Here is a 26,086-nt window from a genome sequence, read left to right on the forward strand (position 1 = left end):
TTTGATAAATGCCGAAATAGTGCGGAAGCTGGCTTGTCAGAGCCGCTTCCGCTTACGTCCGCGACCTACGGGGTGAGCCGTCGCAGACGATTTCAATCCTCCCAAACCGGGCGCCGGCTCTGCCCATTTAGAGAAGGAGCAGCGCTCATGAGCGATGCATCATTTATTGCTGGCCAGACGGTACAACTTCTATCTGGCGGCCCACTAATGACCGTTGAGCAGGTCGGCGAACTAGCCATGACGGGGGAACCTGCCGTGTGGTGCGTCTGGTTCGAGAAAACCAAAAAGTTCAATGACACTTTCAGGCCAGAAACTCTGAAGGCAGTCGAGCGATCCTCGACTACTTCGACGTTTTTGCACCGCGCTTAGTCGGCACCTTAGCTCGTTGGGCCTCTGGCTCATCCGCCTTGCCCTTCCCGGTTTTGTGATCGGGAGGGGTTTTCACCAAGCGCTCCATTATGCGCTTCGTTTCATCCAGGTCTTTCTGATCGTTGGGCTTGTTCATGATTTCAGCGCCGGAGCAAATCGGAGGGGTGAATGATAACTGACCCAATCGCGTTGGGCGAGGTGCAACATGAATGGTCCTCGGTCGTCACGCTTGCAAATTGGAGCCGCAGCTATGCAACCTTGGGCGGCTTTATCAATGAAACCCCGCCGGAGGGTTATTACAATCTCCCCCTTATCGTAGCGTTTTGCGCCCTAGATGACTTCCTACTCCAATGCGTTGAGGAATCTATTTTCAACATGCCGAGTGGGGTGAAAAAACGGTTCCAGTTAGGTGACCGAATGGACGCTTCGCGCTCGAAGCTCGTCTGGCAAGATTTTGATACGGTTGATGCCGGTCGGAAGGCTAGGAACGATTTGGCGCATCGCGCGGTCGTGTGTTCGAAGGAAAAATGCTTTGAGTACATTAATGCGATTGGCAAAGAGTTTTACCATTGGGGGATCATAACTTAGCCGTTCTCCGTCTCGCCGCTTCCATCTTGCGGTAAATCCAAGTCACAGCCTCTTCGTCTGTTTCATCCCCACGGTGCAACTCTTTTACCCCTGCCTTAATCATTGCTGGGGTAACTTCTATTTCATGTGCCGGCCTGTCGCCTTCCGGCTTACGTGATTTGGCTACTTTTGTCATCTACATAATTAGGAACATATTCCTGGTCGGTCAAGAGGCTCTTGACAATTTTGTTCCTATTTTGTTCACTGTCGCTCATGGCCGACGAAGTCAGATTGCCCGAGCCCGCCACTCCGGCGGGAGTACAGCACCAGGCTTGCGAGCACGGCGGATGCACCAAGGATGCGGGATGGGGCTTTGCCAAGCCGAAGCATGCCCCGGACTGGTTCTGCTTTGAGCATCGGGACGAAGGAGAGAAATTCCTTTAAGGAACAAGCGATGTCTCGTGATCAATTCGTGCATGAACTGGAAAGCGCCGCCGATCAGATCGCAGACACTTCGCGAGCCGATTTGCAAGTAGTGCTACGGAGAGCCGCGCTACTGCTCAGAAACGTCGGCGGGCTCAGTCTCGACCCCCGGACCGACGAGGTACTGAGCGGCCTAGCTGCTGAGATGGGTAAGGCGAAGCTGGATCTGGTGGATACGATCATCGCCGAGTGGCTGGTGGCTAATGCCTATCTGCCGGTGCCGCACCAGTTGGACGAAGAGAGCACGGTGGACGGCAACGCATGATTAATGCACCAAGGCACGATTGCGAGTACGCCGATCGCGAGGTCGATTGTCAGGAGGCGATGGAGCCCGGCTTTCAAGCCATCGTCGACTGCATGCTTGAGGTAGGCTGGACGCGTGGCGAGGTGATGCGCGCGCTGCGCCGGCTGATCGCGGCCGACAACATGACCCAGAAAGAGAATGCGAAGGTCGAGGCAGAGTTGGCGATTGCCAGAGCAATGATCCGGGCGGGCAAGTCGCTCTAGATGCTGACCGTGGCTTCAACTTTCTTCGCGAAAATCCTGCAGCGAAGCGTGCCGCAAATCCTCCTCGCCACGCAAGTGCTTCACCCGCCCGATGATCCCGGGCCTCACCCATTGGGTCGCCGGTCGCTTCATGCCCTTTGGCGCCGGCCCGGCATGCTCTTGAACGCGCTTCCATAGCCGCTCTCGGATGGCACGGCTGGAGTTGATGAACGCCGAGCCGACATACTGCCCAGTTTGACGATCGGCCATAAGCGCAAACGCCGGTTTTCCGGGCTCTCGTTCAACGCCTAGCAGCTCATATTCCTCGACGGTGTAGCATTTGGCCTTCTGCCAGTTCGTTGATGGGCCCGAGCGATATTTGCTGTCCTTGAGCTTCGAAACCACGCCCTCAAGGCCAGCCTGGTCGACCAGATGGAATATGCTGGCGGCATCACCAGGCAGCGCTTGACTGAATTGGATGCGCTGTCCGTCCGGGATCAACTCGGCAAGGATCTCGCGCCGGTCTTCCAACGGCATGTCGCGCAAATCGTGGCTGTTGACGTGCAGGAGATCGAAGGCCACGAAGTAGAGGTCATGCTGCCGACTGGTGATCGCCTTGCGCAGCGCGCCGAAGTCCGAGAGCCCGGCCTCGTTCAGCACGATGATCTCGCCGTCTATGATGGCGCTGTCGACATCGAGACTTGCGGCGGCTTTGGCCAGGTCTCGGTATTTGGCCGTCCAGTCGAGCCCGCGCCGCGTGAAGATCCGCACGCCGCCCTCGTCCTTGATGATCTGCGATCGGTAGCCGTCGAACTTCACCTCGTGAATCCAGCCTTCGCCCTCGGGAGGCTTCTCAACCAAGGTCGGCATCAGCGGCTCGATGAACTTCAAACGCATGCACAGGGACTCGCGAACCGCGATTCAATTAGTTTTAGCTAAAATAGTTCCGGAACATTTAGCATGGCCGGATGTTGCAGCCCGCATGACGAAGCTATCTGACCTTGGCCCCCCGATTCCTGGCAAACTGCATGGAGGGCGGCAGATCGACGAGCACCTTCACTTCTACAATTGCGCTGCATGTGGCCAGTCGGTCGACCAACGCGATCTGCGCCAAGTCTTCTGGCATGAGCGGCCTGGTCATGAGCCGCTTGAACCGGAACCCGAGGCCAAGATCCTCAAATTCCCAAAGCGACGGCCGAGCAACAGAAAAGCCGGCCCGAGCTAGCGGCCCCTTCCTTCGTTCGCATGTTTCGCTGATGTTGCTGGGGCGCATACATTCAGCCACCCCGTTGAATGAAAGGCGCTGAACAGAAGGAAGGCGTCATGCTCCGGACTGACAATGGCGCGGCACTGAGGCTTTCAGATTTTGCCAGTCCTAGCGATGCGGCAGATGCTGCAATCGATCTTTATGGGCCGGAAGCGCAAACAGCAGCGGCCTATTGTGCAATGGAAGCACACTTCGCCGGGCGACTGGCCGATTTCCATTTGTGGTGTGCGGTCTTCCAAGACCTCTCCATCGCCAAAATCCCCAAAATTCATTGATGCGCTTCGCGCCAACGGCGGATGGTTTGGTTGCGCTGACTTGGCCCTGTACGCGCTCTTCTGGACTCTAGGCAGAAACAGTCGCATCCTCTCTCGGGGAGCATGGGGGCGTGGACAAATACCGATACGACAATCGTTCTGGCCAATGGCGCAAGCGCACCGGTGCCAGGCGCTCGCGCGCACGTCGCTGGGCGGGTGTGCCGCTTAGGCTTATCCTTGTGACGGTTGCCGCGGCCGGCGCGCTGGCAGCACAAAACGCCATGCAGCACAGCGACAGTTTGCCCGACCTAAACCTGTCGAACCTGATCGGGCCGAAGCAGGCGCCCATCACTGGGATCGCGTCCGTGATCGACGGCGATACGATCGAAATCCATGGCCAGCGGATTCGTTTCAACGGCACCGATGCGCCCGAGAGCAAGCAGTATTGCGACGACGCCAAGGGCTTCGAATATTCGTGCGGCCGGCGATCGGCCGAAGCGTTGGATGGCTTCCTGGCTGTGTCGAGGCCAGTGCAATGCACCTTCGTCGATTGGGACCGCTATCACCGCTTCGTCGGGGAGTGCCGGCGCGCTGACGGCGCCAGCGTCGCCGGCTGGATGGTCGAGCACGGCCAGGCTCTGGATTGGCCGCGCTACAGCCACGGCGCCTACGCTCAGCAGCAAGCGACGGCGGAGGCGGCCAAGATAGGTGTGTGGGCCGGCAAGTTTCAGGCGCCTTGGGAGTGGCGCGCGGAGCATGCCGACGGCGCGGCGCCGTCTCGCCAGCCGCTCGGCATCGTCAGCCGCAAGCTGGTCGCGCAGGGCGGGTATTCGTGTGAGCCGCGGCGAACGTGTAAGCAAATCGGCTCTTGTGATAAGGCCCAATGGTATCTGCAGAACTGCTCATGGGGCGGAAAGCTGGACCGGGACGGCGACGGCGTGGCGTGCGAGGCGCTGTGCTGATGGGTGCGCGGAGGAGCCGGATATGAACCTTAGACGAGGGTTCCTCCGCCTATGGTGGGCGTTCACGGTTCCTTGGATTTGTTTATGGTCCTGGCACGATAACGTGCTTTGCCTAAGGGGCTTTGACCTCACCGGCGGCAGCCCTCTGCATCACGGGCCTCTACTTGCCGTTCGACGGTGTCAGTCCGGGATCAACTCGGCAAGGATCTCGCGCCGGTCTTTCAACGGCATGTCGCGCAAATCGTGGCCGTTGACGTGCAGGAGATCGAAGGCCACGAAGTAGAGGTCATGCTGCCGACTGGTGATCGCCTTGCGCAGCGCGCCGAAGTCCGACAGCCCGGCCTCGTTCAGCACGATGATCTCGCCGTCTATGATGGCGCTGTCGACATCGAGACTTGCGGCGGCTTTGGCCAGGTCTCGGTATTTGGCCGTCCAGTCGAGCCCGCGCCGCGTGAAGATCCGCACGCCGCCCTCGTCCTTGACGATCTGCGATCGGTAGCCGTCGAATTTCACCTCGTGAATCCAGCCTTCGCCCCCGGGAGGCTTCTCAACCAAGGTCGGCATCAGCGGCTCGATGAACTTCAAACGCATGCACAGGACTCGCAACCGCGATTCAATCAGTTTTAGCTAAAATAGTTCCGAAACTGCATGCTGCCATGCAACAAAGCTTGGGGAACCCCGTTTCCAGCCATCGGGATGAGGCGACGATGACGAAGTACCAGGTGGAAGAGTTCTACGGCGACACGGTGGTGTCATCTGGCATCGTCGTGGAAAATGATCCTATGAAGGCTGCCTAGGCCGCCGCCGGACAACAACGAGTGTCGCCGAGGGCACTACAGGGTCATTGGTTCCGCGTGGTCGATGAAGATCAAGCTGCCGTATACGAGTACAGCTTGGCCGGACCCGACGAGCGCCTAGACCTCTTGGAAATGACGGAACTTTCCGACCTCGGTCCACCGATCGATGGCAAGGTGCATGGACCTGAACTCGCAAATGAGAACGATCATTTCTACAACTGTCCCGCATGCGGTCAGCCGGTCGATCAGCGCGATTTGGGCCAACTCTTCTGGCATGAAGTGCCTGGCCATGAGCCGCTGGAGCCGAAGCCCGGGGCTAAGGTGATCGAATTTCCCCGTCGGAAATGACTGTCGCGGGACGCCTCGCAAACGACATCGACGGCGTGACTGGCGTCCTGTCTTGTGAGCGCGCGGCGGACCTGAGGTTCGCTTGGCCGGCGCGGTGGCTCTCAGCCACTGCGTCGGCCTCCATCACTCCACCTATTCTCGTCCTCGAATCGCCTTTGGAGCGCGCGGCCAGGAGAATGCTGTCAGGCATCCCCAGTGGAGTCGGCCTTTTCCATAGCGCGGTCTAACGTATGTGAATGCCCATTATTCCACGCCGGACAACGCAAAAAGCCGGGTGGCCGGAGCCAGCGGGCTTTGAAATCATAAGCTAGGTTAAGATCGGGCAGTTCGAGACGCAAACGGCGACAACTGACGTCAGCCTCTCGCGCTTCACCAGCGCAGGTCTTTCGTAGATCTTTTTCATAGGTATTCCCCCGGTTGATTTCTCAGGGCGCGAAATTGCCTCACGCCGCCGAAGTCTGTCAAGAAGCCCCAAGAGGGCCCTCGCGAAGCTATGGGCCTCGGCCGCAAGGCAGGCGCTAAGACACCTGTCAAAAGAGCACCGCCGCGAAAAAATCCGGCGATCGGCAACCAAAGCCGTGATGATCGCACCACAGCCTGCGTCGAGACGGTCGTCTCGTTTGAGAGTGTTCTGCGCGCGAGGCAATCATCTAGCGCGTTGCGGGAGCGCGTCGGATCTTGTTTGACGCAATTCCCATCCGTCGATGGACTTCTGCAGGTCGATGGATATGGCTTCCGCGGTGATCGGCGCGGCCCATGAAACGAGGGCAACGCTGACCGAGAATGAGATCAGCAAAGCGAAAGCGGTCGCGAACACAACGTGGTCCCTCTTTGGAAAGCACGAGCTTAACCGCCGCCAATCCGGTTCGTTCATTCACGATCCGTGAGGCTGTGTGTCATGGTTACGCCTCGCTTAACGAGCCGCTGGCAATTCGATGCGGCCGTTTTTTGCTAAGCGCGCATATAGGGTGTAGGCTCAGACATCGGCCGCCGATTTATCCGATGCTGCCGACAGTGAGAGATACGTGCTCTTGCCCGATAGGGAGAAGAGCCATGCCTCAATCCAGCTTTCGCAACCACGTTTGAAAAACCTCACGCCTGAGGATTTCGCGCGTTTACGGCCGTCGATGCATCACGTCGACCTGGCCATCAAAGCCCGGCTGGAGATCGCGTACCAGCCGATCGAGCACGTATATTTTCCCGAGACGGGTATCGCATCGGTGGTCGCCGCCATGACCGGAGGGCGGCAAAGCGAAGTCGGCCTGATCGGCTATGACGGCATGACGGGCATTACGGTCGTCCTCGGCCAGGACAGGTCTCCCAATGAAACCTATATCCAGGTCGCCAGCGACGGCTGGTCCCTGCCGGTTGAACCTCTTCGCATCGCGATTGCCGAAAGCCAGAGCCTTTAGCCGTCACTGCTACGGCACGCCCACGCGTCCCTGATCCAGTCCTCCCGCATGGCGCTGGTCAACAGCCAATCGAAAATCGAGGAACGTCTCGCCCGCTGGCTGCTGATGGTGAACGACCTCATCGAAGGGGACAAGATCTACCTGACGCATGAATTTCTGGCGACCAAGCTTGGTTCCCGACGTTACTACCGCCCTTCAAATGCTCGAATATCGGGGGCTGGTTCATGCCAAGCGTGGCGAGATCACGATTATTGACCGCGCCGGAATGATCGAAATCACAAATGGTGCCTATGGCGAGGAGGAGCAACGTCACTTCGACATAGCCAGTGCCCGACTGTCGGAATCGGACATGCCCTTGAAGGCTGTCAGATCTTGGCGATAAATCATATTGCTCTGGGGTCAGCGAGGTATTCTTGATGAGCAACGCTTTTCATTCCATCACGGTTGAAAGAGCTACCGAGGCCTATGTGCTTTCCAGAGGCAAAGCTCGGTTCCTCTCCATCGCACAGGCAATTCGCGCCATCCGAACACTCATGCCGACCTGTAAGGCCTCTGACCGCCAATTAGAGGAGATGTTGGCGGCGGCATCCATCGTTCACGGTGTGGCTGTGGCTTTCGATAAAACGACGGCCGACAGCGTAGCACCCCAGCTCCATTCCTAGGGCCGGATGCCGACGACCGACCAGAAGCCTGCTTTTTCGGACCTTCGCCAAGCGATCATCCGCCACTTGATCGACAACGTCCGCAGGCCGAGCATCTCGATATCCGAGGTCATTGAGGCAACGCGGCGAGCTTTTCCGCATTGCGAACTGACGGACTGGGAACTCGGCGACTTCATTGCGCGAAGTGCGATTGAGGCGGGATTTGCAATTGATTTTTGACGCGGGCATGCCTTGATCGCGAGCTCGGCCGCGCGAGCCGCCGAACGCGTCTGCCAAGAAGCACTCGCAGCACTTTCTCGTCGGCGCTGTTTAGGTCGCCCGCTGCCGACGACCCAAGGGCCTGCCAAGACATCAGCTGCGTCACTCAATGTCGGGCACGTCGCCGCCGAAGGGCATGGTGGGCTCTCCATTGGCGCGACCATCGCGAACAGCTCACCTCAGTGGTTCCGTTCCGAAATCGCTTCTGGGCGGCCCGGCAAAATCCGCAGGGCGGCCGTGTACGTCTATCCGGCGTCAAGCCTTTCGATTCCTCCGAAGTTGCTCTGCTGGGGCGCGTTTTCGAGAAGTTGAAAACCGAGGGCCAATCGCCAGAGCGGCGTGAAGCGCTCGCATCCCGCGTTATAGCAAACTATCAGGCCGGGTTTAGAGACGAGGAAGAACTTGCGGCGCTCTCCAAACTCCCGCTGGGGCGGTGAAGTCGAGCTCGGCTGTGATCGACCTAAACCTCCATTAGAATGAAAAGAAGTCCCACCGAACACGAAGGCCAAAATCGGCCGCCGAGGTGTTCGGCAACAAGATCCGCGCCCTGCGAAAGATCGTTCGGACGCGGGACGAACTGCCTGCTACTCCGGCGGCGGGCCTTTGTTCTTCGAGACCGCGCTACTTGCCCTCGCAACCGATCCCGTCGGGATCGCCGTCCAGCTTATTGGGGTCAGCGCCTGTGATCCTCACCGGACCAGGCTCAACCGGATTGTTCCTTTGCCGCCTGCGCATACAAGACAGGACGATGGTCTCGCGGTTAAGATTCGCAGTCGCCGTTCGTGAAGCGTACAGGCTGCCGGAGCAGGTGTGTGGGGGTTTGGCGAGGAATGGTGAAGCAGACGACGAACCCACGTGCTGCTCAGCCTCCCTGAGAGCGTCTGTCTTGCGCTGGCGAAACTGTTTTAGCAGGTCGCGCGACGCGGCGATTGCACGTCGGGTTTGAGCTATGTCACGGCGAAGTGAGGTAATGTCGGCCCTAGAGCGGTGCTGCGATATGAAGCTGGCGTCAATCATCGCCCGCGCCATGTCTATATGGCTATGGATCATAGCTACCTCCCAATAGCTAAGACTCTAAAGCGTGACTCGAAGGGGTTCAACGTCGGTTTGATACGGTCGCGAATAACATTCCCGTGACGGCTAAGGCGGGCGTCATCTCAGTTGACGAACTGATGCATATTCCGCGAATTGGCCGGTCGGCTCTCATAACCATGAAAGGGCTGACGGATTGAGACGCAATCCATCAGCCCTTTCTGCGATGACGGGTAGCAAGAGGGAGGGACTCCTCAGACCGCCGTCTACGACACCAACAATGATAGTGCGAAATTCGGATCTGGCCACAATTATGTGCGAATTGCGGAACCATCCACCAGCTCAGGGTTCGGGATTAGGCGAAGGGACATCCTGACAATGAACTTCCGTGAGAACTTGGGCGGGACAGTTGCTGCCGCTGTCAAGCGCCAGATAGGCTCGAAGGCTATGACCCGCTATGCGGAGAGCCTGCCGTGCTTCCGGGTTGATGATAACTTACCGGATCTCTTCAAGGAGTTGCTTGAACGCCTAGAACACGCGGAAGAGTCCGCTCTTGATGAGGAACCCCCGCGAGGGCATCTCACCATTTCAAGCCTCCCTCTCGATGAAGGCCGACTGTTGCGGCGCTAAGAAATCAGCTGCCTTGGCGGCCTGCCGCTACTCCCTTCGCTCCCAGATCGCCGACGACGAGTTCCTCCAAACCTGCTCGTTTGGAGAATCCGGTAGACCTGCATTCTTGAGCAGCCGACCGCATTCGCGATCTCCGAGGGACGTCACCCTCAGCGCAATGGGGCGTTGCACCTTAAACCCTGCCGTGCATGCCATAGTACATGGTCCATCATCGAGGGCCGGAAGGGATTATCCTGTCTCCGGCCCGAGTTCCGGTCCGGCATCTGGTACCGTTTCGTCGAATATTGCCGACCAGTCCCTCCCTCCCCTCCGGATTTGGAGAGCTCTCGACCTGATAGCAAGAGTCTTCAATCTTCGCGCAGCCGAATCGAATCGAGCTTCGATTGCCTGCACCCGGACGCATGCGAAGTGACGCCTCGAGCAGGCTTTGGATTGTCACGTTGGCGGTGCCCTGGTCGCCCTTCGATGCCAAAAGATGTACCGAGTTTGCTTGGGGTGGAAACAGCTCCCGCGTGTCTTCCAGCGTGACGATGCGTTCGCGGCTGTCGACTGACTTGAGGCAGGCGTTGAGGAGGTCGCCTGCTCGAGGTGCCGCTGCTGATGAGGATCGAAACGCGATTGGCGATCGCTGACCGGACGAAGCCGTGCACATCCTCTGCGCGGAGGAGCCGGATCAGTTCGCGGTCGATATCAGTCACACCACCGATGGCAACGGAAACCCGCTCGAACGCACCGTTATCGCGCGATAGTCGTTCAGGCTGAAATCGCTGACGACCTGCTTGCGCAGCGAGATGGCGCCGCCGTCGGGTGCCGCCGGCGGCAACACGACTTGGATGCGCTCGCCCGTCGGCAAGGCAGCGCTCAAGATCGGGTTGGTGGGACTGATAACCGGCTTGTCGAGGCCGCCACGCGCTCGTGACGATCTCTCCCGTCGTCAGCTCGGGAACGGAAAAGAACGCCATACGGTAGACGTGCATGTAAGCCGGCTGCGCAAATCGCTGCTGAGGCTTGGCCTTCGCAGGGTCATCCGGACGGTCCGCTCGCAGGCTACATGCTTGATGACAAGAACGGTCCTTGAGCGTCAGAATCGTTGTCGCGTTGGGGAGACCGGAGGTAAGCGCCTGCTGGCGGCTTGAGCGATCAAAACGAGTTCGCAAGTGACACGGCTGCTCGCATCTGTTATGTTCGACAAAATAACCGAAATGGCTAACAGCGTGGGAGATGGTGATATGACCAAGACGCTGAAAAGGCCGTCGTCACCGACGGCTCCGCAGCAGCGCCTCGTCGCGAAAAAGAAGCGCATGCGGAGTCTGATCCGTAAGGACGCCAACAACGACATGCCGGGCGAGCAGAAGTTTGTCGTTCGGCAGACGCTTCGTGCTGCCATTCGCAAAGGCCTGATCGGCTCTAAGGACGAGCGGATCACCGCGCGCTTGAGCCGTGCCCTCATCGAGCAGGCCAAGCGCCAGACGGGCATTGAGGGTGACACCGAGCTGCTTGAATTCGCTCTCGCGAATGTTGCGCTCGAGGACAATTTTCCCGCAACCATGAACAAGCTCGCGGGAACCATCGATCCAGACATCAACCTCGGCTTCTGATTAAGGTTTGAGTGTCAGAATTCGATGTTGAAGCAGCCCTTCGCTCGCTCCGTGGCTTTCCAACCAAAACACTTGCTCGCCGACCTGATGATCAACTGCCCTTCGTGAACGAGGGCGAGCTCGGTGGGCAGGCCCTCTTGCTCGACACCTGTGTGTACATCGACAGGCTCCAAGGCAGAGCCCCTGCGTTGGTGAAGCAGATCATGGACGGTCGGCACAAAAAGCATTCATCTGTCTGCATCCAGGAGTTGGCCCATACGCTTGGTGTCCTGAAGCCCGACGATCCCCGCACCGCAGCCGTGCATAAGGCCCTGTCCGAGCTCATCCGATCGATACCCGGGCACCGAATCCTTACGCCCGATGCCGACGTCCTAGGCCGCGCTGCTGTTATGAGTGGGGTGCTCTGTCGCCTGCAAGGCTACCAAGACGACCGGAAGCTGCGGTGCCTGCATGACTGCACTCTTTATCTGCAGGCATCGAAATCCGGGCTGGTCCTGTTGACTCGGAACATCGCCGACTACGACTTTTGCCGACAACTCATCCCCAGTGGCAAGGTCCTTTTCTACAGATAGCGCCACGTTTGCGTTCGCACCCCAAGATCTCGAAATAGCCATTCGCCCTAAACGGCCGAATGGATGGTGGTCTGCTGCCAAAATCGTGAGGGTTTGTTTTGATGGATGGCCCGCTATCAAGCCTTTTCCAGCGGAATTGTGACGCCTGCCATGTCAATTTTTAAGCGATCACGCAAAAACCATAATCGGCAACGTTTCCCCGGAAATGTCGGAACCTCTCAAGCCTGCCGTGCCGATCAGGAAGTCGGTGACGCCGGACTAATAGTCCGCCTCGATGATGGGAAGAAATTCAAGTCGCTAAGGCGTCGAGCCAGCATCCCGCGTCAGACCAGGGTGTGATGGCATACCCCCGCTGGCGCGGGAACCGTCTCCCACCTTCATGGCCTTGCAAGCTCCGATGCGCGAGAACCAATAGATCGTGCAGGGGTCATGGAACGCTCCACGGCCGAGAGCCGCAGTGACGAAAGTTACCCGTTGCGCGTCGATGCTCGCGCGCCTCCATCGGGCTGCGCGAGGCGAACGCCTGGGCCGCCGCCATTTTGCGGAATGAACTCGATGCCTGCCGCCTCAAAGGCCGCGCGGATTGCCCCGACTGTTTTTGCCTTGAGGCGGTCACCTTTTTCGAGACGAGTGATCGTCTGCGTTGCGACATCCGCCGCTTCAGCCAGTTCCCGCACACCCCACCCAAGAGCTACTCGCGCCATTTTACATTGGATCGCGATCATTTCATCACTAGGTGATGATTCTTCTTGCCCATTCACATTCGGACCTGTAATCTGCCAGCCTGCAAGACGGCCGGACGACGTGGTGACTCACATCGCCCAGCCTGACCACAAACCAAGCTATAGGGAGCTCGGATCATAGGTGATTCCGACAATACACGAGTCTGTCCTTCAGTCACGAGGCGGGTGTTGCTGGCGGCGGCAGGAGGGGTCGCGGCGACCCTGCACGTTCAGAAAAGCGCGTGGGCAGACGGTTCGCTCGCAGACAACAGTACCTTCGATCCAGCGCTAGCGCTGTGGCACGAGTGGCAGTCGGCATACGCGCGTACCGCTGAGCTCTGTCGCAAGCAACAGCATCTTGAGCGCAGGCTGGTCGACGCCATTGGCTTCCCCAAAGCGGAAATCGAATTGCCCGACGAGAACGTAACCGCCACCGTCTCCTGGCCCGGCGACATAGAAGACCTGTTCGGCGATGATCCTGGCTTTGCCGGCCTGCGCGCGCGAGCCGAGGCTGATTTGGCAGCCCATCAAGCGCGTTGGGATGCCGAGGATCGCCGCATTGGCTATTCCGCCGCCAAGCGGGAGGAACTTGCTGCCGCCTTCCGAGAGCAAGAGCTGGTGGAGGACTTGATGGCCGCGCCAGCCATGACACTCGCGGGTTTGGCCGCCAAGCTCGATGCGGTCCTGCGCGAGGGGGAGAGCGCCGAGGACTGCACGGAGTTTCCCTGGCCGCAGCTGCGTGCCGCGCTCGGCGATCTGGCGCGCATGGGCCAGGCGCAGCAACCCGGCGCTTTCATGCCCGGCAGCGACCAAACCGGGCCTTACCCGCGAAAGCGTCGTGAGGAGGTCTGCATGTCGGTGATGATGTACCAGCGCGGAGATCGGATATGAAAAGCCCATCGATGGCAACGCCGCTTCCGCGTGCGGTCGCGCGCAAAGCAGGAGCCAGTGCAGCCGTATCCTGCGGCACGTTTGCCGCACGCGCGGTTACAGAAGACTGCGGACTTTGGGCTCGCAGCACCCCGGAGGCGATTGCAAGGGCGGCGCACGACTTGTTCGGCACCGATGCCGCCCAGGCGATCGAATGGTGCGCGCTTTCGGCCAGCAATGCGCATCGGGAAGCGGATTTGCGATTCTGGCGGGCCGTGAAGGACCTTCTTGACGCACCTGCTGCGGACGGGAAAGCCGTGATCCACCCGGCCAAGCCTTCATTGCGCGGGGGAGTGCGCCAGGATCCTGCGGAACCGCGCTGGTGCATTAAGGCTCCGAGCTGAATGATCACGACAACCGGCCCCGGCGCCGCTTTCATACTGCCCCCTCCTCCCTACTGCTTCAGCCGGGCCGACGGAGATTCTCGCGCGGCAAGACGCTCGGTTTCGGCCTGCTGCCTGGATGCGACTTCGCCGGATCGGGCGGCAGAATAGAGAGCCGCCGCTTCCCCTAACCTCTTGTGCTCGGATTTCGGCACGGACGGATGTTCAAACGGTTTGGCGGATGCTGTCGCGCGGGCGATCTCGCGTGCGCCGTCTTCACCGAAACGGACTTCAATCGATTTCCTGAAGGTGGCGATCTCCCGTCTGACCTTCTGATCGGCTGACACCGCCTTTAAGGCTTCGGCCCGCTCACGATCATCCTTGGCCATTGCAATTTTTTCCAGGGCAGCTTTCGCCCGATCCGAAACATCTCTCACCTCAACCGCGTCAGCCTTGAGCTGCTTTTCGACCTGGGTGCGATAGGATCGTTCGGCTTGGTTCTCGAACTCGGCGGTCCGGACGATGTTCGGACCAATCGCGGCGGCAGCCTGTTCAGCGGCGGTCCGCTCTTCCCGCCCCCTGGCACCAGCGAAGAACCCTTCCCTGCCCCGCAGCTCGCCGACCAAGCTGGTATCCGCCGATATTCGTTGTGCAGCACTTGTCGGACCGTCTCGAGCAATGATCTCGTCGAGACGCCGCGCCGCCGATTTCGGATCACGGTAGGCGGTCTCCAGATAGATTGAGCGAGCCTCGCGCTCGCGCCGTACATCCGCATCGCGACTGACAGCAGCGGCGATGCTTTTTTCGTCGATCGATCGTCCAAGGCTGTCCCGGCGCACGCCACCAGCAGCCACATCCTGGAAGGCAGCTATCAGTACCCTGACGTCCGATGGCCGGTCGGCTGCGGTGCTGCGCGACTGCTCTTCATTTCTGCCATCTGGAACAGCCTGCCGATCTTCGGTTCTACTCGCCACGACCCGATCATCTGTAGGCCCGGGACGATCGCTACCTCCTGCCTCTTTTGACTTCTTCGCCACGACGGGCTCAGGCGTCGCGCCTTGATCCTCATGCCGACGCTGGCCCTCCGCGTCCTTGGCAATGGCGCCGGACTGCATCTCCGGTGTGCGCGGATCTGCCTGACGCATACCCACCCGTGCCTCTTCGACAACTGAAGCCATCGGCTGCTCCTCTTGTTGTCTGCCATCCTGAACCTGCCCAATATGCGACGCTGGCCGGGCGTTCTCCGCCGCCGGTCCCTCGTCCAGCTTCGCCCGTTGTTCCGAGCTGAGCTCGTCGCGTGTTGCATAAGCCACTGACGCCGACTTGATCTCGCTGCGACCTATCTGCCGGGCGAGCTGCCGCAAATCCCGGGCGGTCTGCGTCGCCACGAAGATCGTCGCGCTTTCACGCTGCCGCGTTAGCGCAACATAGCTCGAGGCGGCACGCCAGTGTTGTGTGTGCATGAGGTAGGTATGATCGAGCGTCTTGCCTTGGCCTTTGTAGATCGTGCCGGCATAGCCGTGCCGGAAGCCGTTGAACTCCGACGCATACCATTCGACCTTCCGCCCTTGCCGGCTCGCCGCCGCATCGAGCACGACACCGATGCGGCCAAAGTTGCGGTCGATGCTAGCGATGGTCCCGGCGTTGCCGTTGTAGATGCCGGCGCCCTTCAGCGTATCCGTGAACTGCACCCGGTCGCCAACCGCAAACGCTGCCTCGCCGTGCCCGGTCGTAAACACAAAATCCTCACCGAGCTCACCACGCTCCCGACGAACCGCGCGCAGATCCTTGTTCAGCGCATCCACATCTTTGTTGGTATAGGCGAACACGAACCGCGATGCCGATGGATTGGAAGCAGCATCCCTCGCCCATTGCGCGACCAGTTTTTCTCGCAACTCATCCTGCTTCGAGGTCCACACCACCGCTTTGTTTCGGGCGAAGGCCCGCAGCGCGTCTTCGAAGCGCCCGTCCGCCAGATCGCGCGCGGCCTCTTTCTGCCAGTCGACCTTCTGGCGCGTGACCTCGGTGATCTCGGCCGAGCCGTGATCCTTCTTCAGTTCGGTGAACAGCCCGCCGCGCTCGATCGAGCCGAGCTGCCGATCGTCGCCGGCCAGCACAACCTTGGCGCCCGACAGCCGCGCTTCGCGCAACAACTCGCCGGTTACCTTGGCATCCATCATCGCCGCTTCGTCGACCACAACCAGCGTACGACGGTCCCACTGCAGGCGCCCATTCTTCAGCCGGAACAGTTCGGCGTGAACGGTCGAGCTTCTGGCAAAACCATCCTCCTTCATGGTCTGCGCGACGGCGTTTGTCGGCGCCAGTCCGACAACCCGATAACCCGCCGCCTCATGCGCCTCGCGAATGGAGCCAAGTGCAAAACTCTTCCCCGTACCGGCCCGCCCTTCGATTATCTTTAACCCGCCGGACCCAGTCGCATGATCAAACGCGGCGAGCTGGTCCTCACGCAGCTCCCGTGTTGCCGCCACGCGCCGACTGACATCCTCTCCCACATCCCGATGCCGCCCCGCCCCCACGCGCCGTCCATCATCAAGCGCTTCCTGCTCCTGATCGCGCACCGCCCGCGTTGTCCAGCGTCCTGCAGCTTCGCCTGTCCCTCGATCATGCAGCGCCAGCACATCCTCACGCCCGAGCACCGCTGACTTCACGCCCGAGCGCTCATGCTCGTCGCGAATGTGTTTCTTCAAATGCCGGTCAAGATCGTACTCGGAAAAGCTTGCCTGGTTGCGCGTCAGAACACCGAGCACCTTTTCCGGATCGCGCGCCGCTTCTTCATTGGCGCGCCTGATCTGCTCGGCTCGGACATTCGCTTCGGCATCCACCGCCCGCATGCGCACCGGGCCGATATGCTCCTGCGGCACCGCACTTGTCGCGTCCACCCGAATCGAAAAACCCTGGCTCGCAAAATATCGGTTTTGGTGATCGCGCCATAACACGCCCCAGGCCTCCCCCTCGGCGACGGTCGCCCTGCCCGCGCTCCGCTTGATCACCGGATCGAGATCGCGCGCCTTCTTCGCCGCGAAGCCGTTCTCCCCCAATCGCCGGGTCGTGATCAAAAGATGCGCGTGATAATTCGCCCGCTCGCCCTCGCTCTCCGCGCCGTGCGGCGCGTGAACATCTACCTGCACGGCCAATCCCTTCGATACGAAATGCTCGATCGCGAACGACCGCGCCAGCTCCACCCGGTCGTCATGGCCGAGCTCTTCATTGGCCGGCAGCGCCAGCACGATCTCGCGGGCGAGCTGCGCGTCCTTGCGCTTTTCCATGGCCTCGGCCGCGTTCCATAGCGCATCGCTCGATGACAGCCCGGCCGGCGCGCCGTCCGGCAGCAGCACCTCGTGATGCTCGGGCGCATCCCGGTGCTTGAAATAAAACACCTCGCCGGTGCGCTGCGCCTTGATCGCCTCGCGGCCATTATAGGCGGCCGAGCGCACGGCACTGCCGCCGTCGGAGCGGGAGATGTAGCGGGCACGGGCAAAGGCGATGGCCATGCCGACAAGATGTCATCCTCGCAGCAATAGCGCAAGCGCGCATTCGGAGAATGCATATTGCGTCTGGACAAACCTCGCAGCACACGAAGGTATAAACCTATCAGATCGGTAGTGGTACCTCTCTCGGGCAAGTCGCGGCGGCATTTTAGGGGGAGATCATAAACTTGAACTGGAAACGCAAGCTTGGCATTCTGACCGCGCGGGGCTCATGCGTATGAACGAGGGAGTTGCAAAAGCCATGGCCAAAACGTCGCTCGCTGAGCGCATGTCACGTCTCGAACAGCAAAAGGCCCGGCTGGCCGAGCAGGAAGCCAAGATCAAGGCCGATGAGCGCAAGCAGCACGTCAGGCGCCTGATCGAGGCCGGGACGCTCATCGACAAGGCCGGGCTGCTCGACCTTGAGCCGCAAGCGCTTTATGGCGCCCTGCTCTTCTTGTCGCAGGAAGCCCGCGACGAAAAGCAGATCGCCGTCTGGTCATCGGCGGGGAAAAAGGTGCTCGATCGTGAGGCAAAGGTTTTCGACGCGACCAGGGAACCGCTGACCGTCACCTTTACCGCTGCGTTGCCGACCGCGTTTTCCACCCGCCTGCGCGGCGCCGGTCTGCGCTGGAACAAGTTTCTGCAGCATTGGGAAGGCATGGCGGACCACGAAGCCGTCGCGGCACTCGCCGCCGAGCAAGATGGTGCGGTTCATCGTATCGGGCCGCAAGGCGGGTCGGACGGCGGGGATTTGCCGGACCGGGAAAAGGAGCGCAGCCCAAAAGCCAGCCGGTCATAGCGGGCGCGGAACAAAAAATGTTCGGGCGCCTCTCCTACGATCTCGTCAAGGCCGGCTTCAAAGCGATCGTCGCCATCCTGCCACTCGTCATCTGGTATCCGGCCTGGCGTTATGCCCACGGCCTTTGGGAACAGCTCTTGCTCGACTGGTACCGGGGCGGCCTCATACCGTTCTCCGCGCCCTATCGTCTTGCCTATGCCGCCTGGCCTTCGATCGCGCTGATCGGTCCCGCCGTCACCATGGGTGCGGCCCTGCTGCTACGCCGGGCGGGATTGGCACTGCCGGCGACCGCCATCGCCGGCGTCATCGGCATGGCCGCCGCAACCGCAATGACGGTCTGGCCGGAAGCATCGCGACTGCTCGAATACCGATCCCTCTATCCATGGTCGGATGTCGCGCGCATTGCCGACATGTCGATCTTCTACGCCGGCGTCGTCGGTGTCCTCGCCACCGTGGCCGGCGTGCGCGCTCTGCTCGGCAAGTCGCTGCGTGGGCCCGGGATAACAAAACCGGTCGAGCGCGCTGCCTCCGACATTTTTGGTCATGCCGACTGGATGGATATTTCCGAGGCGCAAAACCTGTTCGGCCAGGCAAGACAGTCAGGATCGCAAGCGACGCAAAAAAATCTCGGCGGCGTCGTCATCGGCGAGGCCTACCGTGTCGATCAGGACGCGCCGGCACGGCGTGGCCAAAAATTCGTTTCCTCCGATCGAAGAAGCTGGGGCAAGGGTGGCAAGGCGCCGCTGCTCACGTTCGATTTGTCATGGGGCGGCACGCACGGCCTCGTCTTCGCCGGATCCGGCTCCTACAAGACGGTCTCCGTCTGCGTGCCCACCTTGCTCGGTTATCGGGGTCCGATCGTCACGCTCGATCCGTCCTCTGAACTTGCCCCGATGCTGACCGGCGCGCGCACGGCAATGGGCAGGCGCGTCATCGCCATCGATCCCCTGAAGGGAACCGGCGGCTTCAACGCCCTCGACTGGCTGGCGAAGGATTCCCCCCTCATCGATGGCGACATCCGCTCGATCGTCGACTGGATTTCTGGCGAAAAACATTCCGCCACGCGCGATGCGCCCGCGAGCGCGTCGGGAAAAGCCTTTTTCGAGGGCCGCGGCAAAGCGATTGTCGAGGCGCTGCTGTCCGACATCGTCTTCGACAAAAATCTCGCAGACGACAAACGCAATCTCGTCACGCTGGCTGAGCGGCTGGCTCTTCCGGAAAAAAACATGCGGGGCGAATTAGCCCGCATCCACGAGCAGTCGTCCTCGCATCGCGGAAAACATCTCGCCGGTCAGCTGATGGGCCTGGTCGCCGAGACGTTCTCCGGTGTCTACGGCAATATGAGCGAGCAGACCGAATGGCTCGCCAATCCCGCCTATGCAAGACTGGTCTCCGGCAATAGTTTTCGCACCGCCGACCTCGTCGCCGGAAATCTCGATCTCTTCGTCAACATTCCCATGAAGGTGCTGGAATCGACGCCCGCCCTTGGCCGCGTCGTCATCGGATCGCTGCTCAACGCCGTCTACGAGGCCGACGGTCATTTGCCCGGCGGCCGTATCGTCTTCCTGCTGGATGAAGTCGCCCGCCTCGGCTTCATGAATTCCTTGGCCCGCGCCCGCGACGCCGGCCGCAAATACGGCATCACGCTCGTCATGCTCTATCAGTCCGAGGGTCAGTTGCGCGAGCAATGGGGCGAAAGCGGCAAATCCTCCTGGTTCGAGAGCGCCTCCTGACGATCCTATGCCGCGATCGGTTCGCTCGAACAGGCGCGCGCCGTCTCCGAGGCGCTTGGCGAACACGGCGTGGTGCTGAGTTCGGCCACGATCAATCGCGGCAAGAGCGCCAGGCCACTCGAGATCGGCACCGCCTCAACCGGCGCTTCGCAGCAGAAATCGGAACGCGGAAGGCGGCTTGCCACCGTCTCCGAAATCTTGGCCGACACTCGCGCCGACGAACAGTTCGTCTTCATCCAGGGCAGAAAACCGCTGCGCTGCGGTCGCGCGATTTATTTCCGCAGGCCGGAGATGATCGCAAAGGTCCAGGAGAACCGTTTCGCGCCGCGCGCCGCATCGGGATGAGGTCGGGGGGGAAAATGCGATTTGGTCTAATCCCCATCCTCGTTGGTCTCGCCGTTCTGGTCGTCATTGTCGCGATCGCCCAAACCCATGCCGGCATCATCCTCGTTCTTGCGCTGGCGATCATGGCATGGCGGCTGGTCCGTGCCGACACATATGGCGTTCCTTCAATGGACGCACATCATCGGCGCGGGCAACGACAGACCGCCGGCAACCAGTCCGCCCTAGCCGTCCGGCCGCTCGAAGCAATCCTTGCCGAGCTCGACGCCATGACCGGCTGGTATTCGGTCAAGCAGGAGGTCAAGAAACTTGTCGCCGTCCTGCGGACCGAACAGCAGCGCCGGCGTCACGGCATCAACACCGCGCCACCTGGCCTGCACCTCGTGTTCCTGGGAAATCCCGGCACCGGCAAGACAACAGCCGCGCGCCTCATGGGCGAGATTTTTCGGGCGCTCGGCCTGCTCAAGTCGGGTCACGTGATCGAGGTCGATCGCAGCCAGCTGGTCGCGGGCTATATCGGCCAGACCGCGATCAAGACGCGCGAGGCGATCGAGGCAGCACTCGACGGGGTGCTGTTCATCGACGAGGCCTACGCGCTGGCGCCGGAGGCGCAAAAGAATGATTTTGGCCGCGAGGCGATCGACACCTTAATCAAGCTGATGGAAGACAATCGCGACCGGCTCTCGGTCATCGTCGCCGGCTACACCGGCGACATGCGCCGCTTCCTCGAAAGCAATCCCGGCCTGCGCTCGCGTTTCACCAGGACAATCCTGTTCGAGGATTACGCGGCGGGGGAACTGTCGGCGATTTTTCGCGATCTCGCCAAGAAGGACGGTTTTGGTTTCGATGCGGCAGCCGATGAGGCCGTCGACCTCGCCTGCGTGCGCCTGGAAGCGGAAGGCGGCGGGGACACAAGTTTCGGCAACGCCAGGGACATCCGCACACTGTGGGAACGTACCCGCGAGGCGCAGGCCATGCGTCTAGCCACGCCGGGCGTCGGCAGCGCCGGCCGCGACGCCATCATGACCATCGAGGCCCAGGATATTGATGCCGCCATGGCTGTATACGAGCGACAGGGTATCGGGACATGATGGCGTCGGTCCGTGCCGCGCTTCTGCGCCGGCTTAAACTTGTTCCCTCTCTGTTCAGGAACGATCCGCTGTTCCGCTATGCCAGCATCGCCGCTGTTTTGGCCTTGATCCTGATTGCTGTCAGCATCGGTCAGGATATGAGCGGACGCAGCGCCCTCTCCGGCACAGGAAACAGGACCGGTTCGGCTGCAACAGCGCCGGAACGCGTCAGGCAGAACGGTGTGGTTCCAGCGACAGGTTTGGAAACTACGGTGCCACCGGTTCCCGGATCGCCGGACATGCCCGCGCCGACAGAAGACGCCTCACCGCCGGCGATTGCACCGGGTCGTCCCCTCAACGGCATCGACGTGGCGCCGGGGCCCCGCGACAGTTTTGGAACCATCCCGCAAGGAGACAAACCGCGATGACAAAACCCTTGATCCTCCTCGGCTTCGCCGCCCTGATCGGCGCGACCGGCATTGCGTCCGCCCAGAATGCGCCTGCCGATACGACCGAGCAAAGGCTGGAACGCATCGAGCACAAGCTAGACGCCATTTTGCGCCGTCTCGACGAGCCCGCAACTATCGACGCGGGCCAAACGACCGCGCCAGCTGTCCAGGCAACGCAGAAAAGCGCCACGTCACAAAAGGCGGGCGCCGTGCCCGCGGCTGCCGGGACCGACAGCACTTCCTACAAGCCGGGCGCTGTCGCCATTGCCCGCATCGCGCCGGCAAAGACCGATGCGTTGTCCGACATTCCGGCCGACAGCGTCGGCAGCTATGTTTATCAAGGCGGCGCCATTCCGCTGAGCGAGCTTTCCCGAAACGGCGTCCGCTACACCGGCCTCGCCGCGGTCGAGCTGCAGGGCTGGCTCAAAATCGCCCAGCCTGGGCGCACACAGCTGGCGGTCGAATACCGCGCCACCACCGGCTCCAACGTGTTCATCGATCCCACCTGCATCGCCTCCGTCTGGTTGGAAGATCGTTCGATCGGCTCCAGGCGTGGCGAGATCCCGATGCCGGCGCGCGAGGAACAAACCGTCTCCCTGGTCTACGGCGCCGACCTTCAGCCGGGCCTTTACAAGCTGCGCGCCTGGCTCGCCTGCACGCCGCCGCGCGATCTGCGCAGGCTCAGTGCGGTGATGCTGATCAAGAGCCCCAGCGACATGAACCTGCGACTCATCAACGACACCGAACTGCTGCATCAGGGCGGGTGATCGACCATGTCATTCGGGATCCGTCTTTCATCTGGAAGTCATTTTATCTGGAAGACATTGCCGCACGGCATACATTTCGTGTATAAGAAGCCATACAGATGAGGCCATACACATCATGACGCTCAGCATTCGCAATCCGGAAGCCGATGCGCTGGCGCGGAAGCTTGCCCAGATCGATCGCACGACCATCACCGATGCCGTCGTCGTCGCTCTTCGCGAGGCCGTCAATGCACGCGTGCACACGGAGACGGCCTCCCAGACCGCGCGCCGCATCCTTGCCCGCAAAGGGTTGTCTTTCCGCAGGAACAGGAAGCCGGTCCCCGAGATCGCCTATCACGAACTCGACCACGAGCTGGGCAAAGCCTGATGTTCGTCGATGCGTGCGCCATTATCTCGATGTTTGCGGGCGAGGAAACCGCGGCGGCCTATGAACAGGCGCTCGACACGGCGCCGGCGCCCTGGACATCGGCCCTTGCCGCCTGGGAGGCGATCATCATCCTGTCACGCCCCGACCAGCTCGATTGCCGCTATTCGCAATCGTGGGATGCCGTCGTCGAATGGCTCGATGCCCGAAACATCGAGCTGCGCGAGACCGCCTCCGCCCGCGAGGCGCTGTCCAATGCCGTTGCCGTTGCGCAAAAACACGGCATCGGCAAGCGCGCGCTCAGCAATTTCGACTGTTTCCACTATGCCTATGCCAAGGTCGCGGACGTGCCGCTGCTCAGCCTCGACCGCAAACTGCGCGAAACCGATGTCAAGACCTTGCCATGACCGTTCCGAACCGATCGGCTGAACGTGTCATCCCACGGTCGCGCGTTCTTCAGCAAGGAGGACCAAGGTGCAGCAGGTTTTCTATCCCGGCCACGCCGGCCAGCCATGTGTGGGCGAATACACCATTATCATCGAAAAGTCGGACATGTTGGAGCGTGCCGACATCGTGCTCGTCAGCCGGGCCGGACATGGCGCCGCCTTTCTCAATGGCAATTTCGGCCGCGATTGCGTTGTCAACCGCATACTCGCCAATGACCTGAACGGAATCCGGCTCGACAGGATTCGGCTGTTCGTCCTGGTCGAAAAAGCCGTGGACGTTCCCAGCCCGATGCCCCCGTTCCGCGGCTTGGAGATCAAGGACATCCTCCTCGACACCGACGACTACATCGCCAAGGGCAATCCCGGCACCGTCCGGCGGCGCAATTTCCTCTCCAGGCTTTTTACCGGCATCTCAGACAGAATTTCCTATTGGAGCGGCCACGTCGTCGGTGGCTGCGCCAGGTTTTCGACCTCGCTCAAGATGGCGCGCCGGCTCGACCAACCCGAAATCGAAACGCTCTGCGCCCGGATCGGCCTGGTCCGCCCACAGCACGCGCCCCCGATATCGCCCGACAATGGCCTCGACCGTCTTTCTCCTCGCAACACCCTGTCCAGTTCTTCCTACCATTGACCAATCGGATAGACGTCGTAAACCCGAGACGGCGCGCCATCTGCTGCCAGAGTTCGATCGCCGCGGAAATGTTCTCATCACGACGCCAAAAAAAGGTCGGTGACGGAGCTCCGTCGCCAGCCTTTTTGAGGCTGCGTTCGTCTAACCGGGGTCGTTGAGGCGATTCAGAAGCTCGCGAAGGACACCATCGCGCGGCGGGCGATTGCCAGTTTTTTGGTCCTCGACCAGCTTGATGGCGACACTGTGCGGCAACGGCATGAAGTCGTAGCCGTGTGAGATGGCTGCGTGGCGAAGATCCTCAAGCGCTTCGAACGCGTGATCGCGAGTGCCAAGCCAGAGCGCGGGCTCGTCGGTTTCCTCGTGCGGGAACGCTTGCAGGAAGTAGGTCCGAAGCGGTGGATCGTAGCCGATGACAGCGTCTGGATCCGAGCGGACCTGTCCGGTGACGGTGCCAGTGACCGTGATGGTGTAGCGGCTCATTGCAACCTCCTTTTGCCGAGTGGGGAAGCCGGCCCTTTGAGGGCCGGCCACCGATGCCTCACTGGGGGTTGTTCCACAGGATGACCTTCTTGCTCTCATCGCCGCCGGGGGCCGGGGCAACGTTGCCGAAGATCACGCCGATCTCGGGCGCCTCGAGCTTGACGGAGAGATATTCCTCGCCGGACCGCTGCGACTTGCGATACCAGCCCGCGCCGATCTCGAAGCCGGTGCGCTTGTTGAGGATGCGGAAGTCGGGCGCTTCCTCGCTGGCCTTGCTGCCGTTCGGGATGACGGTGATCGGAGCGTTGATCCGGAGCGTTGCGAAGACGCCTTCCATCGAGCCGTCCGACTTGGTGGTGAGGTTGGCGATCGTGGTAGCCATGATAGTTCTCCTTCGGTTGCATCGGGAACCATTCCCGATGGCGTCGAAGGAGAGGGCCGTCCTGCTGCGGTCATCTCGGCGCAAATTCTGGAAAATTCTATTTGCCGAAAACCGAGGGCAGGTCCTTCGCCTGCCCGCAAACAAAAATTGAAATCGAATTTTCCTGAATTTGCGCCGAGTGTACCCCCAACGGGGGTTGACCGCACAAAGCAGGCGGTCCTCTACAAAGGCGACATGAAAAGGGAATGGCTCGCGTTGCAACTGAAGCCGGGACGATCTTCTGTGGCTGCCTCGGTCGCAAGGCGTGACCTCTGGCCGGCGGCCGCTGGGAGGATCCCTGACCGCTCCCGTCATCGATCCTCATCATCGTTCGACACCGGCAACTTCGGCGAGGAAGCACCCTGGTCTCTCCGCAGCCTCGGCAAGCCGACGGCTGTCATGATCGCCGCTGCCGAGGAAGCTGTCGCAGCTATTCGGCGAGAGGCGCTGCGCCGCCGCGTGGGCGGCCATGCAACCGTGCTTCAGGGCTGTCGTCCTGGCCCCCCACGGTGATGAGAGCAAGAAAGTCGTCGTCTGCCTGGGGGCCGTCCTGAGCGCGTTATGCCGGCTTCGCAGGGGGCCGGGTTGCGCTGCAATAAGAGGCTGGCCGAGGCCGTAGCCGATCGCCGTACGTGACTGAAGGTGGCGTCCATCTGCGCTTACGCCGCTACCGCTTTTCGCTCCTCTGCCGTCATCCGGGCGATGACCTCGCGCGCGACGTCGGCGCCGGCGCGTTCGAATATGGCTCGCCAGTCAGCCACGCTGCAGGTGGTCGTCACCCTGCTCCGCATCGTGTCGTAGACGACGCAGGGCGAAGCGATCAACACCAGGCGCAGCACATTCAGGAAGGTGCCGGGTGATGCGCCATCCCAGATCATCAGGCCGTAGTCGGCCCGGCGCGCCATTTCCCGGTCCTTCCCGGCATGGACGGCGAAACCTTGTGCGCCATCAGGTGGCCGGATGCGGTAGGCGGCCCAGTCGCCGAGGTTGTGGCGCGGTTCTTTGCCGGCATGGAACACACCGACATGCTCGTAGCCATAGCCCGCCAGCAGCCCCTGCACCTCTGCATCCGCCCCGGGCGCATCGCCGATGAGAACGCCGTGCTCGTGCCTGACAATCGCGCTGATCCGCTCGATGACAGGCTCGGGCAGGACGTCAATGTCCCGTGAGCCTCCAATGAATATCATCGCCATCGTGTCTCTCCTTTCTTTCCAAAGCCCCTTGCTCTGCGCCAGCCACCCTCGCCCGCGCGCGCCGATGGCGTGGACGGCAATGCTCGCCATATTCAACGCGCCGCGGCGGCTCCCGCCACCCGGCTGCTTCTCCTGAGCCTTGTGGAGTGTGTCCTGAAATTGCTCGTGGGGGTCGCGCAAGGGATCGTGACCCCGCAAAGGGCGAAGAGTGCGTCAGCAAGCTTCGTG

At 61.0% G+C, this 26,086-nt stretch carries 29 protein-coding genes and 3 pseudogenes; 24 read left to right on the forward strand and 8 right to left on the reverse strand.

The genetic code is table 11. The features are described 5' to 3' along the window. The first annotated feature begins 147 nt into the window (after positions 1–147). The 4 genes from LB543_RS24215 to LB543_RS24230 all read left to right on the forward strand — a co-directional run bounded on the left by LB543_RS24215 (position 148) and on the right by LB543_RS24230 (position 1,926). Positions 148–369 (forward strand): YodC family protein, encoded by a 222-nt coding sequence (locus LB543_RS24215; RefSeq protein ID WP_224615849.1) that lies wholly within the window; start codon positions 148–150, stop codon positions 367–369. Between the two features lie 168 nt (positions 370–537). After that, positions 538–957, forward strand: coding sequence for a hypothetical protein (locus LB543_RS24220; protein WP_224615850.1), 420 nt, complete (start codon positions 538–540; stop codon positions 955–957). A 433-nt stretch (positions 958–1,390) separates the two neighbouring features. Beyond that, the gene (locus LB543_RS24225) at positions 1,391–1,684 is read left to right on the forward strand and encodes a hypothetical protein (protein WP_224615852.1); all 294 of its coding nucleotides are present in this window, start codon (positions 1,391–1,393) and stop codon (positions 1,682–1,684) included. After that, positions 1,681–1,926 carry a hypothetical protein gene (locus LB543_RS24230; protein WP_140758354.1) on the forward strand — a complete coding sequence of 82 codons (246 nt, stop codon included), beginning with the start codon at positions 1,681–1,683 and terminating at the stop codon, positions 1,924–1,926. Before LB543_RS24225 ends, LB543_RS24230 begins: the two co-directional genes overlap by 4 nt. Positions 1,927–1,941: 15 nt before the next feature. Here LB543_RS24230 and LB543_RS24235 read toward each other — a convergent pair whose 3' ends face one another. Beyond that, on the reverse strand, positions 1,942–2,802 hold the full coding sequence (locus tag LB543_RS24235) for an ATP-dependent DNA ligase (protein WP_224615854.1): 861 nt from the start codon (positions 2,800–2,802) through the stop codon (positions 1,942–1,944). Positions 2,803–3,228: 426 nt separating this feature from the next. Here LB543_RS24235 and LB543_RS24240 point away from each other — a divergent pair, with 426 nt between their 5' ends. Further along, positions 3,229–3,447 carry a hypothetical protein gene (locus LB543_RS24240; RefSeq protein ID WP_224615856.1) on the forward strand — a complete coding sequence of 73 codons (219 nt, stop codon included), beginning with the start codon at positions 3,229–3,231 and terminating at the stop codon, positions 3,445–3,447. A 110-nt stretch (positions 3,448–3,557) separates the two neighbouring features. Further along, positions 3,558–4,388, forward strand: a complete 831-nt coding sequence (locus tag LB543_RS24245; RefSeq protein ID WP_224615857.1) for an excalibur calcium-binding domain-containing protein — start codon at positions 3,558–3,560, stop codon at positions 4,386–4,388. Between the two features lie 189 nt (positions 4,389–4,577). Here LB543_RS24245 and LB543_RS24250 read toward each other — a convergent pair. Continuing rightward, positions 4,578–4,979, reverse strand: a pseudogene (locus tag LB543_RS24250) (RNA ligase family protein); the annotation flags it as partial. Between the two features lie 302 nt (positions 4,980–5,281). Here LB543_RS24250 and LB543_RS24255 point away from each other — a divergent pair. From LB543_RS24255 to LB543_RS24280, 6 genes are all read left to right on the forward strand, one after another. After that, positions 5,282–5,533 carry a hypothetical protein gene (locus LB543_RS24255; protein WP_224615859.1) on the forward strand — a complete coding sequence of 84 codons (252 nt, stop codon included), beginning with the start codon at positions 5,282–5,284 and terminating at the stop codon, positions 5,531–5,533. Between the two features lie 722 nt (positions 5,534–6,255). Beyond that, positions 6,256–6,420 carry a hypothetical protein gene (locus LB543_RS24260; RefSeq protein WP_224615861.1) on the forward strand — a complete coding sequence of 55 codons (165 nt, stop codon included), beginning with the start codon at positions 6,256–6,258 and terminating at the stop codon, positions 6,418–6,420. 138 nt (positions 6,421–6,558) lie between these two features. After that, positions 6,559–6,945 carry a hypothetical protein gene (locus tag LB543_RS24265; RefSeq protein ID WP_224615862.1) on the forward strand — a complete coding sequence of 129 codons (387 nt, stop codon included), beginning with the start codon at positions 6,559–6,561 and terminating at the stop codon, positions 6,943–6,945. 48 nt (positions 6,946–6,993) lie between these two features. Continuing rightward, positions 6,994–7,200 carry a helix-turn-helix domain-containing protein gene (locus tag LB543_RS24270; RefSeq protein ID WP_224615863.1) on the forward strand — a complete coding sequence of 69 codons (207 nt, stop codon included), beginning with the start codon at positions 6,994–6,996 and terminating at the stop codon, positions 7,198–7,200. 161 nt (positions 7,201–7,361) lie between these two features. Continuing rightward, positions 7,362–7,607 (forward strand): hypothetical protein, encoded by a 246-nt coding sequence (locus tag LB543_RS24275; protein WP_140813278.1) that lies wholly within the window; start codon positions 7,362–7,364, stop codon positions 7,605–7,607. A 6-nt stretch (positions 7,608–7,613) separates the two neighbouring features. Further along, complete coding sequence (locus LB543_RS24280; RefSeq protein ID WP_224615865.1) at positions 7,614–7,826, forward strand: hypothetical protein; 213 nt, start codon at positions 7,614–7,616, stop codon at positions 7,824–7,826. Positions 7,827–9,921: 2,095 nt separating this feature from the next. On the opposite strand, the pseudogene LB543_RS24285 reads toward LB543_RS24280, so the two are convergent. Then, positions 9,922–10,445, reverse strand: a pseudogene (locus tag LB543_RS24285) (ATPase, T2SS/T4P/T4SS family); the annotation flags it as partial. A gap of 311 nt (positions 10,446–10,756) precedes the next feature. On the opposite strand from LB543_RS24285, the gene LB543_RS24290 reads away from it, so the two are divergent. Then, positions 10,757–11,125 (forward strand): hypothetical protein, encoded by a 369-nt coding sequence (locus LB543_RS24290; protein WP_224615867.1) that lies wholly within the window; start codon positions 10,757–10,759, stop codon positions 11,123–11,125. Between the two features lie 11 nt (positions 11,126–11,136). Then, a complete protein-coding gene (locus tag LB543_RS24295; protein ID WP_224615868.1) occupies positions 11,137–11,697 on the forward strand; it encodes a type II toxin-antitoxin system VapC family toxin in 561 nt (186 codons plus the stop codon). Positions 11,698–12,164: 467 nt separating this feature from the next. Here the strand turns inward: LB543_RS24295 and LB543_RS24300 are convergent, their stop codons facing one another. Then, positions 12,165–12,422, reverse strand: a complete 258-nt coding sequence (locus tag LB543_RS24300; RefSeq protein WP_224615869.1) for a helix-turn-helix domain-containing protein — start codon at positions 12,420–12,422, stop codon at positions 12,165–12,167. A 186-nt stretch (positions 12,423–12,608) separates the two neighbouring features. Here LB543_RS24300 and LB543_RS24305 point away from each other — a divergent pair, with 186 nt between their 5' ends. Both LB543_RS24305 and LB543_RS24310 read left to right on the forward strand, forming a co-directional pair. Next, the gene (locus LB543_RS24305) at positions 12,609–13,310 is read left to right on the forward strand and encodes a hypothetical protein (protein ID WP_224615870.1); all 702 of its coding nucleotides are present in this window, start codon (positions 12,609–12,611) and stop codon (positions 13,308–13,310) included. Beyond that, entirely contained in the window at positions 13,307–13,693 is a 387-nt protein-coding gene (locus LB543_RS24310; protein ID WP_224615872.1) for a hypothetical protein, read from the forward strand. The genes LB543_RS24305 and LB543_RS24310 overlap by 4 nt, the downstream gene beginning before the upstream one ends. Positions 13,694–13,743: 50 nt before the next feature. On the opposite strand, the gene LB543_RS24315 is transcribed toward LB543_RS24310, so the two are convergent. Continuing rightward, a complete protein-coding gene (locus LB543_RS24315; RefSeq protein ID WP_224615874.1) occupies positions 13,744–17,184 on the reverse strand; it encodes an AAA family ATPase in 3,441 nt (1,146 codons plus the stop codon). Between the two features lie 238 nt (positions 17,185–17,422). Here LB543_RS24315 and LB543_RS24320 point away from each other — a divergent pair, with 238 nt between their 5' ends. From LB543_RS24320 to LB543_RS24355, 8 genes and pseudogenes are all read left to right on the forward strand, one after another. Beyond that, complete coding sequence (locus tag LB543_RS24320) at positions 17,423–17,962, forward strand: conjugal transfer protein TraD (protein ID WP_224615875.1); 540 nt, start codon at positions 17,423–17,425, stop codon at positions 17,960–17,962. Positions 17,963–17,979: 17 nt separating this feature from the next. Then, positions 17,980–20,040, forward strand: a pseudogene (locus LB543_RS24325) (type IV secretory system conjugative DNA transfer family protein). 14 nt (positions 20,041–20,054) lie between these two features. Further along, a complete protein-coding gene (locus tag LB543_RS24330; protein WP_224615877.1) occupies positions 20,055–21,128 on the forward strand; it encodes an AAA family ATPase in 1,074 nt (357 codons plus the stop codon). Then, complete coding sequence (locus LB543_RS24335; protein ID WP_224615879.1) at positions 21,125–21,535, forward strand: hypothetical protein; 411 nt, start codon at positions 21,125–21,127, stop codon at positions 21,533–21,535. The genes LB543_RS24330 and LB543_RS24335 overlap by 4 nt, the downstream gene beginning before the upstream one ends. Continuing rightward, positions 21,532–22,323, forward strand: coding sequence for a hypothetical protein (locus LB543_RS24340; RefSeq protein ID WP_224615881.1), 792 nt, complete (start codon positions 21,532–21,534; stop codon positions 22,321–22,323). Before LB543_RS24335 ends, LB543_RS24340 begins: the two co-directional genes overlap by 4 nt. A gap of 115 nt (positions 22,324–22,438) precedes the next feature. Continuing rightward, positions 22,439–22,690: a type II toxin-antitoxin system VapB family antitoxin gene (locus LB543_RS24345; protein ID WP_224615882.1), complete on the forward strand. Its 252-nt coding sequence runs from the start codon at positions 22,439–22,441 to the stop codon at positions 22,688–22,690. After that, positions 22,690–23,094 carry a type II toxin-antitoxin system VapC family toxin gene (locus LB543_RS24350; RefSeq protein ID WP_224615883.1) on the forward strand — a complete coding sequence of 135 codons (405 nt, stop codon included), beginning with the start codon at positions 22,690–22,692 and terminating at the stop codon, positions 23,092–23,094. The genes LB543_RS24345 and LB543_RS24350 overlap by 1 nt, the downstream gene beginning before the upstream one ends. 67 nt (positions 23,095–23,161) lie before the next feature. After that, complete coding sequence (locus LB543_RS24355; protein ID WP_224615885.1) at positions 23,162–23,764, forward strand: hypothetical protein; 603 nt, start codon at positions 23,162–23,164, stop codon at positions 23,762–23,764. 141 nt (positions 23,765–23,905) lie between these two features. On the opposite strand, the gene LB543_RS24360 is transcribed toward LB543_RS24355, so the two are convergent. The 3 genes from LB543_RS24360 to LB543_RS24370 form a co-directional block, all read right to left on the reverse strand. Further along, positions 23,906–24,244, reverse strand: a complete 339-nt coding sequence (locus LB543_RS24360) for a hypothetical protein (RefSeq protein WP_224615887.1) — start codon at positions 24,242–24,244, stop codon at positions 23,906–23,908. Positions 24,245–24,302: 58 nt separating this feature from the next. Then, complete coding sequence (locus tag LB543_RS24365; protein WP_027144402.1) at positions 24,303–24,626, reverse strand: DUF736 domain-containing protein; 324 nt, start codon at positions 24,624–24,626, stop codon at positions 24,303–24,305. A gap of 698 nt (positions 24,627–25,324) precedes the next feature. Beyond that, the gene (locus LB543_RS24370) at positions 25,325–26,038 is read right to left on the reverse strand and encodes a hypothetical protein (protein WP_224615888.1); all 714 of its coding nucleotides are present in this window, start codon (positions 26,036–26,038) and stop codon (positions 25,325–25,327) included. Positions 26,039–26,086 lie beyond the last annotated feature (48 nt).

The sequence above is a fragment of the Mesorhizobium sp. ESP7-2 genome, from assembly GCF_020164715.1.
Taxonomy (GTDB): Bacteria; Pseudomonadota; Alphaproteobacteria; order Rhizobiales; family Rhizobiaceae; genus Mesorhizobium.